An 8,274-nucleotide genomic window follows, 5' to 3' on the forward strand; every position below is an offset into this window, starting at 1 on the left:
GCTTCGCGAGCAGAACGTCGGCCGACGGCGCATCCGGCCGCGACACCGCGGCGCGCCACTTCGCCAGACGCTGCTCCGCGGCTTGCAGGTCGGCGGGGAACCACTCCCAGTCCGCGCGATAGTGGTGCGCGAGGATCGCCAGCCGGATCGCCATCGGCTCATGGCCGGCGGCGCGCAGCTTGGAAACGAAGACCAGGTTGCCCTTGGACTTCGACATCTTCTCGCCGTCCAGCGCGACCATGCCGGCGTGCGCGTAGACCTTGGCGAAGGGTCGCTCGCCGGTTACCGCTTGGGCCTCGGCTGCGCCCATCTCGTGGTGCGGGAAGGCGAGGTCGGAACCGCCGCCTTGCACATCGATGCCGCTGCCCAGGTATTTCAGGGCGATCGCCGCGCATTCGATATGCCAGCCGGGGCGACCGGCGCCGAGTGAAGTCTGCCAGGAGGGCTCGCCTGGCCGCGCCGCGAGCCACAGCAGGCAGTCCAGCGGATGCCGCTTGCCGGGCCGGTCCGGGTCCCCGCCACGCTCGGCGAAGACCTTCTCCTGGAGTGCGGGATCGAGCCCTGACACAGAGCCGAAGCCGGGATCTCTGTGCACGTCGAAGTACACGTCATCGTCGACGCGGTACGCCGCCCCGTTCTCCAGAAGCTGCTCGACAAGTTCCACAACGAGCGGGATCGCCTCTACCGCACCGATGTACCGGTAAGGCGGCAGGATACGCAGCGCGGTCATGTCCTCGCGGAAGAGCGCCGTTTCCCGTAGTGCGAGCACCTGCCAGTCGGCGCCGTTCTTGTTAGCGCGCTCCAGCAGCGGGTCATCGATGTCGGTGACGTTCTGGACGTACTGCACTTCGTGCCCTGCGTCGCGCCACACTCGCTGCACTAGGTCGAACGCGGTGTACGTCGCGGCGTGACCGATGTGGGTGGCGTCGTAGGGCGTGATTCCACATACGTAGATGCGGGCCGGGCTGCCACTCTCCGCGCTGTTCGCCGGGGTAGGGACGAGCTCACCGGTCGACGTGTCGTAAAGGCGGAGGGAATCGCCGCGTCCGGGCAGGGTCGGCGGGTTGTTCGTCGGCCAGGCATCCATACGTTCCACTCTACGGTCAGGCCGCGATCAAGAGCGAGCCGCATCCGACCAGCCGATTATCTGCCTGGAGCCCGCGCGGCCGACGCACGGCTCAAACAAGCGGCCACGGGATCGGCCGCCGGCGACCTTCGGGACCGGGGAACCGACCTGCCGCGAGCAATGCCTCAATGCGCGCGTGGAAGGCCGTGGCTTCCGGCTCGCTGAGCAGCGTGACGAGGCGTTCCGTGAGCGAGGAATCCGCGTGTATCCGCTTGAGTTCGGTCGTTTCCGATTCGTTCAGCGAGCGGCCCGCGAAGCCCCACAGGAGCGTTCGCAGCTTGTCCTCAACGTGGAATGAGACGCCGTGGTCGATCGCGTAGATGTGACCGTTGGCGTCGGGCAGCAGGTGGCCGCCTTTGCGGTCGGCGTTGTTGATTACCGCATCGAAAAGCGCGATACGGCGCAGCGCCTCGCTGTCCTGGTGAGCGAGGATTCCTTGCTCGTCGTCATCGAGTCCGACGGTGATGATCGGGCACCAGCCGTCTAACGCACTTTGCTCGACGGTTGTCGGCAGGATGGCGAGCAGGCGCGTTTCGTCCTCGGTGTCGATCCAGCGCTGACACATGCCCAAACCGTACGGGCCGTCGCGCAGCACCGTCTCCGGAACCAGATCCCAGCCGAGAGCGCAGCTGACCTCGTACGCGGCGACTTCTCGCGCGGCGAGGGTGCCCTCGGGAAAGTCCCACAGCGGGCTCTCCCCCGCGATCGGCTTGTACACGCAGGTGACGTTGGCCTGCTCGTCCCCTTCGCCGAGGACGGCTACGCAGTAGAGGGTGGCGTTCGAGGCGTCGGTGAGCCGGCCTTCGACTTTCAGCACGCCCTCACGCAGCGCGTCGGTCACGCCGCCATCCGGCGCCGGTAGCCGTTTTGGCGCGGGCACACGTGCCCCTCGGGATCCAGCGGCAGCTCGCAGAGCGGGCAGGGCGGGCGCCCGGCGGCGACCACGGCCTGGGCTCGGGCGGCGAAGGCTCGGGCCTGGCCGCCGGTGAGCCGGACACGCAGCACGTCCGGCGCCTCTGCCGTCTGATCGTCAGACAGCGGCTCGGCCGGGTTCTCGTCCTCGGTGATGGCTCCGGCCTCGATCACGATGCGAGAGTGCGGCTCATCCCAGGCCAGGGCCAGCGAGCCGACCCGGAACTCCTCCAGGATCGGCTGGTCGAGCGGTTCGTTGTCGGTGAGGTCCGCGGGCACGGCGGCGGGCACGCTGGTGCTGCCCCCGGTGCGCCGCACGATCTCGTCGAGCAGTTCCTCCAGCCGCTCGGCCAGCAGGGCCACCTGCTCCTTCTCCAGGCCGACCGAGGTGACCCGGGGACCGGAGCGGGCCTGCAGAAAGAAGGAACGGGAGCCGGGCTCGCCCACAGTGCCGGCTACGAACCGCTCCGGCGGGTCGTACACGAACAGATGCCTCGGCACGGTGTCAGCCTCCCTCTCACTGCCCTGTGTCTCATTTCGCTGCGTCTCAATTTCACTGCGCGCCACGAAGTCGAAGTCGCCGCGTAAAGCGAATCGTTTCGTGTCGCCGCATCACGTCGAGTCCGAGCCTACGCGGTCTCGTCAGGAGCCTGCACCGCCGCCCACGACGGCATCGCTATCAGCAGACAACGAGCGCGAAGAGGTACGCCTGGAGCGTCGTTTAGGCGGGATGAGGGCGGCGACGTCTCCTCCGGTGTCGTTAAGCCGGAGGACGAACGGGCGCGTGGCGGTGTACCGAATGACCGTCACCGAGCAGGGGTCCACCTGAAGGCGTTGGAACAGGTCCAGGTGCATGCCGAGCGCGTCAGCCGCAATGGCCTTGATGATGTCGCCGTGGCTGACTACCGCATAGGTGGCGTGCTCGCCGAGCTGTGCATTCCAGCGACGGATTGCGGTAACTGCGCGCGCGGCCATCGCGGCCATCGCTTCCCCGCCGGGAAAGACCGCGGCGGCGGGATGCGCCTGGACGGTCTTCCAGAGCGGTTCTTTGGCCAAGGTCTTCAGGTCGCGGCCGGACCAATGCCCGTAGTCGCATTCGGTGAGTTCTGCATCGAGGTGCAGCGGAACGCCGGAGCGGTTCGCCATCAGTGCCTCGGCGGTTTGATGCGTACGCTCAAGCGGGCTGCTTACTACCGCGGCGAGCGGTACGGCCGCCAGTCGCGTGGCGAGGGCTTCGGCCTGGCCACGGCCGCGCTCGTCCAGCTCGATCCCTGGGGTCCGGCCGGCCAGCACCCCCGATGCGTTCGCGGTCGTGCGGCCGTGCCGGATCAACAGGACAGTTGTCATCGCTCCAACGTACTCGCCGGTAGATCTCACCTCGAATCGGGTTCAACCGGCGTTCGACTAAATGCCGCGCGTACGTCTACCGCACCGTCGCTGTTAGCTTCGAACTACGACTCTTCAAGCCCAGCCGCACGAAGCGCGTCGAGGGACACACGAAGGGCTTCAAGGCGCTCATCGATTGTGGCTGCGAAGGGCGTGACGCTCAGCGTTGTGACGCCGGCTGTTGCGTAAGCCTTCATGCGCTCAGCGATGCGTTCCGGCGTGCCGATCAGACTGGTGGCGTCAATGAACTCGAGAGGCACGGCTTCGGCTGCGTTGCGGTGCTCTCGGGCCAGGTATAGCTCTTGCACGCGCGCCGCCTCGTCCGCGAAGCCCATGCGGCAGGCGAGTTGGTTGTAGAAGTTCTGCTCGCGGCTGCCCATTCCGCCGATGTACAGGGCCGCATACCAGCGGATCTGCTCGGCCGCGCGCTCCAGGTCGTCGTCGACCACCACGGGCACGGTAGGCACCACGTCGAAGCCGGTCAGGTCCTTGCCGACCTGCTTGCGTCCTGATTCGATCGCGGCCAGTTGCTCGCCGGCGTACTGCGGCGAGAAGAACACGGCCAGCCAGCCGTCGGCGATGCGGCCGGCCAGTTCGAGATTCTTCGGGCCGACCGCGGCCAGGTAGATCGGGATGTGCTCGCGGATCGGATGGACGGTCAGCTGGAGCTTCTTGCCGGGGCCGCCGGGCAGCGGGAGCTTGAAGTGCTCGCCGTCGTAGGAGACGCGCTTGCGGCTGAGGGCGAGGTTGACGATGTCGACGTACTCGCGGGTGCGTCCGAGCGGGGCCTTGAACGCGACGCCGTGCCAGCCTTCCGAGACCTGCGGGCCGGAGACGCCGAGGCCGAGGCGGAAGCGGCCGTTGGAGAGCGAGTCGAGCGTCGCGGCGGTCATCGCGGTCATCGCCGGGGTGCGGGCGGGGATCTGGAAGACGGCCGAGCCGATGTCGATGCGCTCAGTCTGCGCGGCGACCCAGGCCAGGATCGTGGCGGCGTCGGATCCGTAGGCCTCGGCGGTCCAGCAGACCGCGTAGCCGAGCTGGTCGGCCTCGCGGGCGAGGGCCAGGTTGTCGGCGTCGTTTCCAGCGCCCCAGTATCCGAGGTTCACGCCCAGCTTCATCGCCGCTCCGCATCTTTGACCGGTGTCGCCGCTTACCCTACCCGCCAGTAACAAGCTCGTCGAGCCGCGCAGGAGCGTGCCGCCGAACGGGCGATGGGCCCCGGATTGTCCACAGCCGAACAGGTGAGGGGCCAGCGGCGGAGCGGCCTCAGCCACTACATTCACAGCTATGGAGCAGCGACATCTGGGGCGGACCGGGCTGCGCGTGTCGCGCCTGGGTCTGGGGACGATGACCTGGGGCAGGGATACGGATGAGGCGGACGCGAGCGATCAGCTCAAAGCCTTCCTCGACGCCGGGGGCACACTCGTGGACACGGCGGACGTCTACGCGGACGGGGAGTCAGAGGCGCTACTCGGGCGGCTGATCGAGGGCATCCGCTCGGACGTGGTCATCGCTACCAAGGCGGTTTCGGTGCCGCACAGCCCGCGCCGCTTCGATGCCTCGCGGGGGCATCTGCTGTCCGCGTTGGACGCGTCGTTGACGCGTCTGGGCACGGACTACGTGGACCTCTGGCAGCTGCACGCGTATGACGATCACACCCCGATCGAGGAGACGCTTTCGGCTCTGGATGCGGCGGTCGCCTCGGGCAAGGCCAGATATGTCGGTGTCTCCAACTACTCTGGTTGGCAGCTGGCGGCCGCGGCCTCGTGGCAGCGGGCCGTGCCGGGGCGGGCGCAGCTGGCCTCGGTGCAGATGGAGTACTCGCTGCTGCAACGCGGCGTGGAGCGGGAGGTCGCCCCGGCGGCGTTCGCGCTCGGGATCGGTCTGCTGCCCTGGTCGCCGCTCGGGCGGGGCGTGCTGACCGGCAAGTACCGGACCGGGATTCCCTCGGATTCGCGAGGGGCGTCGGATCGGTACGGCGGCTTCGTCGAGCCTTACCTGGACGGGCCCGCGCGCCGGATCGTCGACGCGGTGGCCACGGCCTCGGACGGGCTCGGAGTCGCGCCGGTGGAAGTCGCGCTGGCCTGGGTACGCGATCGGCCCGGGGTGACCGCGCCGATCGTGGGCGCGCGCACCGCGGCGCAGCTGCGCGGGGCGTTGGCGGCGGAAGAGCTGACGCTGCCTCAGACGATCCGCGAGGCGTTGGACGACGTGTCGGCGCCGCAGCTCGGATATCCGGACCACGGTTGGAACAGAGGGTAGGGCGCGATGGACGAGGGGGGCCGGCAGGCCGAATCGGAGCGGAAGGGCGCGGTTGCGGCGGGCACTGCGGCTGCGGCTGCGGCTGCGACTGCGGCTCCGGCTGCGGGCGAGCCTGGTCGGCTGACGGCCTGGCTTTCCGCCGCGGGCGCACCCGAGGCGATGATCGTACGGATCGTCGACGCTCTCGGTGACGACGCGACCGAGCAGATCGCAGCCGATCCCTGGGGTGTGCTCGAGGTGCCCGGGATCGCCCCGTCGGCGGCTGACGCGCTGGCCCGGACCGTGGTGGAGAACGCGCAGCCGGACGACCCGCGGCGTACCCGAGCGCTGATCCCCTGGCTGCTGCGGCGGGCCGCCGCGGTGGGCGGGCACACGGTGCAGGGCGCCGACACCGTGGCCGAGGCGCTGGGCAAGCTCGGCGTCACGGACGCGACAGGCGCCATCGCCGACGCCATCGAGAACGGTGCCGCACTCGCGTTCGCGGAGCCGGTGTCGCTGTCCGAGGACGCCGACGAGGAGGAGATCGAGGACTTCGAGCGGCTGGACGCCGAGGACGACGACGATCCGGTCTCGATGCTGACCAGCGGTCACACGCTGCTGGCGGTCGAGCGCTGGGCCTTCGCCGAGCAGGCCGCGGCGGAGGCGGCGCAACGGCTGGCGGCCACTCCGGAGGCGGTCGAGTCGAAGCAGGGTTCGGAGTCGGTCGACGCGCTGATCGCCGCGGTGGTCGAGCACGGATTGACCTTGGTGACCGGTGCGAGCGCGCAGCGGGTGGCCGATCTCGGCGAGTCCTTCTCCTCGGCGGTGCTGGCCAGTCCTTCCGCCGCCGGGCTGCGAACCCTCGTCGAGGCGGGGGCTGATCCGGTCGACGCGCGTGCGCTGGCGGAGGATCCGGCGCGGGTCGCCGCGGCCGACGTGCTGGTGATCGCGGATGCCCAGCTGCTCGGGCTGGAAGCCGGGGCGGCACTGCTCGAGGCGACCCGGGATGGCGCGCACGTGGTGCTGGCCGGCGACCCGGTGACGCTGCAGTCAACGGGCCCTGGACTGTTCTTCCGCGATCTGCTGGAGACCGAGGATCCGGGTTTCGGCGGGCGGCTGCCGCGAGTGGAGCTGAAGCAGCGGCCGACCGGTCCGCTCAGCGCCCTCACCGATGCGGTACGTCACGGCGGGCTGCCGCCGCAGGAACTGCTGCAAGGCCCGGACGGCACGTCAAAGGAAGTAGTGATCGTGCCGGTGCGCGAGGCGGGAGAGGCGGTGCACCGCGCGGTCCAGGTGGCCGCGGACTCGATCCCGCGCGCCTTCGGGCTGAGTGGGCATCAGGTCCAGGTGGTCGCGGTGGACGCCGACTCCCCGGCTGGAGCGGTGGCGTTGAACGCGGCACTGAAGGCGCGCTTCAACTCGGGTCCGGGCGTGTGCGGCGGTTTCGATGCCGGTGACCGGGTGGTGGTGACCACGCCGCTGCCCGAGCGCGGGCTGTACGGCGGCGAGACCGGGACGGTCCGCGCGGCGGATGCCGAGGGCCTGACGATCGAGTGGGATGCGCCGCATGGTGTGGGCAGCGAGTCCGCGGGCACGGTCGCTGCGGCGCAAGTGCGGGCTCTGCGACAGGCGTGGGCGCTGACCGTTGCCGAGGCGCAGGGTGGGCGATGGCCGGCGGTGGTCGCGGTGTTCGACGGGGACTCTGCGCCAAAGCTGACCCGGGCGTTGGCGCTTGGTGCGATAACGCTGGCCACGCAGCACCTGACAGTGGTGCACGGAGCGGGGCGTGCACTGGCCGACGCGGTGGAGAAGATCCCGGACCGTGCGCGTCGTACGCGGCTCAAGCACGCGCTGCGGGATTGACGGCGGCCGCGGCTCGCAGGGCGTTAATCGTGAAGTGCAGGCGGTGCGGGCATGCGGCGGACTTGCCATGAAGTCGGCTGAATCGACAGTCCGTGCAGACTCACCGGGATCTGGCCGGAGGGCGTCCGACCAGGCCAGTTAACGAAGCGAACGGGGCGTCTGGAGCAGGAGGGTGACGGGGTTGTCCAGCACGGTCGGATCAGGACGTGACGGGGTCGTCCGACGCGGCCGGATCAGGACGTGACGGGGGCGTCCAGCGGGGTCGAATGTGACCGCCGGTCTCGAACGTTCGCGCGATCGCTCGGCTCGCCGACGCCCGGCCCCGCACCCGGCCCCGTACTCGTAGCTCCACTCGTGCCCGCGCTCATATAGGCGGGGCGGCCGAGCCACCAGTTGCCCGGGGCGTCCGGGTCCCGACTAGTCCAGTACTCCACGATCGAGCTGGTGAACTGCTGGCGGGAGAGGTAGCCGTCGCGGTCGGTGTCCAGGTGGTCGAAGGCCTCGGCGAGCACGGCGCGCGTCAACTCGGGGAAGTGGCCGTGCTGGAAGGCCCAGAACTCCTCACGGTTGACCCTCCCGTCGCCGTCGGCGTCCGCGAGGCAGAAGAACGTGTCAGCGAGCGCACCGAGGATGGCCTCGCGGTCGGCCGGGGAACCGTCGGCCAGCGCCAGATTGGACCGGACGAACTCATCGCGGGTCAGCCCACGCGACCCTGCGGGCAGGTGCGGCAGATGCATTTGGCGCCA

At 69.6% G+C, this 8,274-nt stretch carries 8 protein-coding genes; 2 read left to right on the plus strand and 6 right to left on the minus strand.

Going from position 1 to position 8,274, the window contains the following annotated elements:
- The 5 genes from mshC to VFB40_RS14460 form a co-directional block, all read right to left on the minus strand.
- The coding region (gene mshC, locus VFB40_RS14440) for a cysteine--1-D-myo-inosityl 2-amino-2-deoxy-alpha-D-glucopyranoside ligase (protein WP_324850891.1) at positions 1 to 1,087 on the minus strand (1,087 nt) is incomplete at its 3' end.
- A gap of 91 nt (positions 1,088 to 1,178) precedes the next feature.
- The gene (locus VFB40_RS14445; protein WP_324850893.1) at positions 1,179 to 1,967 is read right to left on the minus strand and encodes an Rv2133c family protein; all 789 of its coding nucleotides are present in this window, start codon (positions 1,965 to 1,967) and stop codon (positions 1,179 to 1,181) included.
- Complete coding sequence (locus VFB40_RS14450; protein ID WP_324842941.1) at positions 1,964 to 2,539, minus strand: Rv2134c family protein; 576 nt, start codon at positions 2,537 to 2,539, stop codon at positions 1,964 to 1,966. Before VFB40_RS14450 ends, VFB40_RS14445 begins: the two co-directional genes overlap by 4 nt.
- Positions 2,540 to 2,680: 141 nt before the next feature.
- The gene (locus VFB40_RS14455) at positions 2,681 to 3,385 is read right to left on the minus strand and encodes an Rv2135c family putative phosphatase (protein ID WP_324850895.1); all 705 of its coding nucleotides are present in this window, start codon (positions 3,383 to 3,385) and stop codon (positions 2,681 to 2,683) included.
- 104 nt (positions 3,386 to 3,489) lie between these two features.
- A complete protein-coding gene (locus tag VFB40_RS14460; RefSeq protein ID WP_324850898.1) occupies positions 3,490 to 4,542 on the minus strand; it encodes an LLM class F420-dependent oxidoreductase in 1,053 nt (350 codons plus the stop codon).
- A gap of 169 nt (positions 4,543 to 4,711) precedes the next feature.
- On the opposite strand from VFB40_RS14460, the gene VFB40_RS14465 reads away from it, so the two are divergent.
- Both VFB40_RS14465 and VFB40_RS14470 read left to right on the plus strand, forming a co-directional pair.
- A complete protein-coding gene (locus VFB40_RS14465; RefSeq protein WP_324842944.1) occupies positions 4,712 to 5,686 on the plus strand; it encodes an aldo/keto reductase in 975 nt (324 codons plus the stop codon).
- 6 nt (positions 5,687 to 5,692) lie between these two features.
- On the plus strand, positions 5,693 to 7,528 hold the full coding sequence (locus VFB40_RS14470; protein WP_324850900.1) for a helix-hairpin-helix domain-containing protein: 1,836 nt from the start codon (positions 5,693 to 5,695) through the stop codon (positions 7,526 to 7,528).
- A gap of 233 nt (positions 7,529 to 7,761) precedes the next feature.
- On the opposite strand, the gene VFB40_RS14475 is transcribed toward VFB40_RS14470, so the two are convergent.
- Positions 7,762 to 8,274: EF-hand domain-containing protein (locus VFB40_RS14475; RefSeq protein WP_324850902.1), on the minus strand; the 513-nt coding region annotated here is incomplete at its 5' end.

Origin of the sequence: Actinocrinis sp. (assembly GCF_035650855.1) — a bacterium.
Classification (GTDB): Bacteria; Actinomycetota; Actinomycetes; order Streptomycetales; family Catenulisporaceae; genus Actinocrinis.

Coding starts and splice junctions, on each gene's coding strand:
- VFB40_RS14460 (WP_324850898.1), bottom strand. CDS start 4,542: ATGAAGCTGGGCGTGAACCTCGGATACTGGGGCGCTGGAAACGACGCC.
- VFB40_RS14465 (WP_324842944.1), top strand. CDS start 4,712: ATGGAGCAGCGACATCTGGGGCGGACCGGGCTGCGCGTGTCGCGCCTG.
- VFB40_RS14470 (WP_324850900.1), top strand. CDS start 5,693: ATGGACGAGGGGGGCCGGCAGGCCGAATCGGAGCGGAAGGGCGCGGTT.
- VFB40_RS14455 (WP_324850895.1), bottom strand. CDS start 3,385: ATGACAACTGTCCTGTTGATCCGGCACGGCCGCACGACCGCGAACGCA.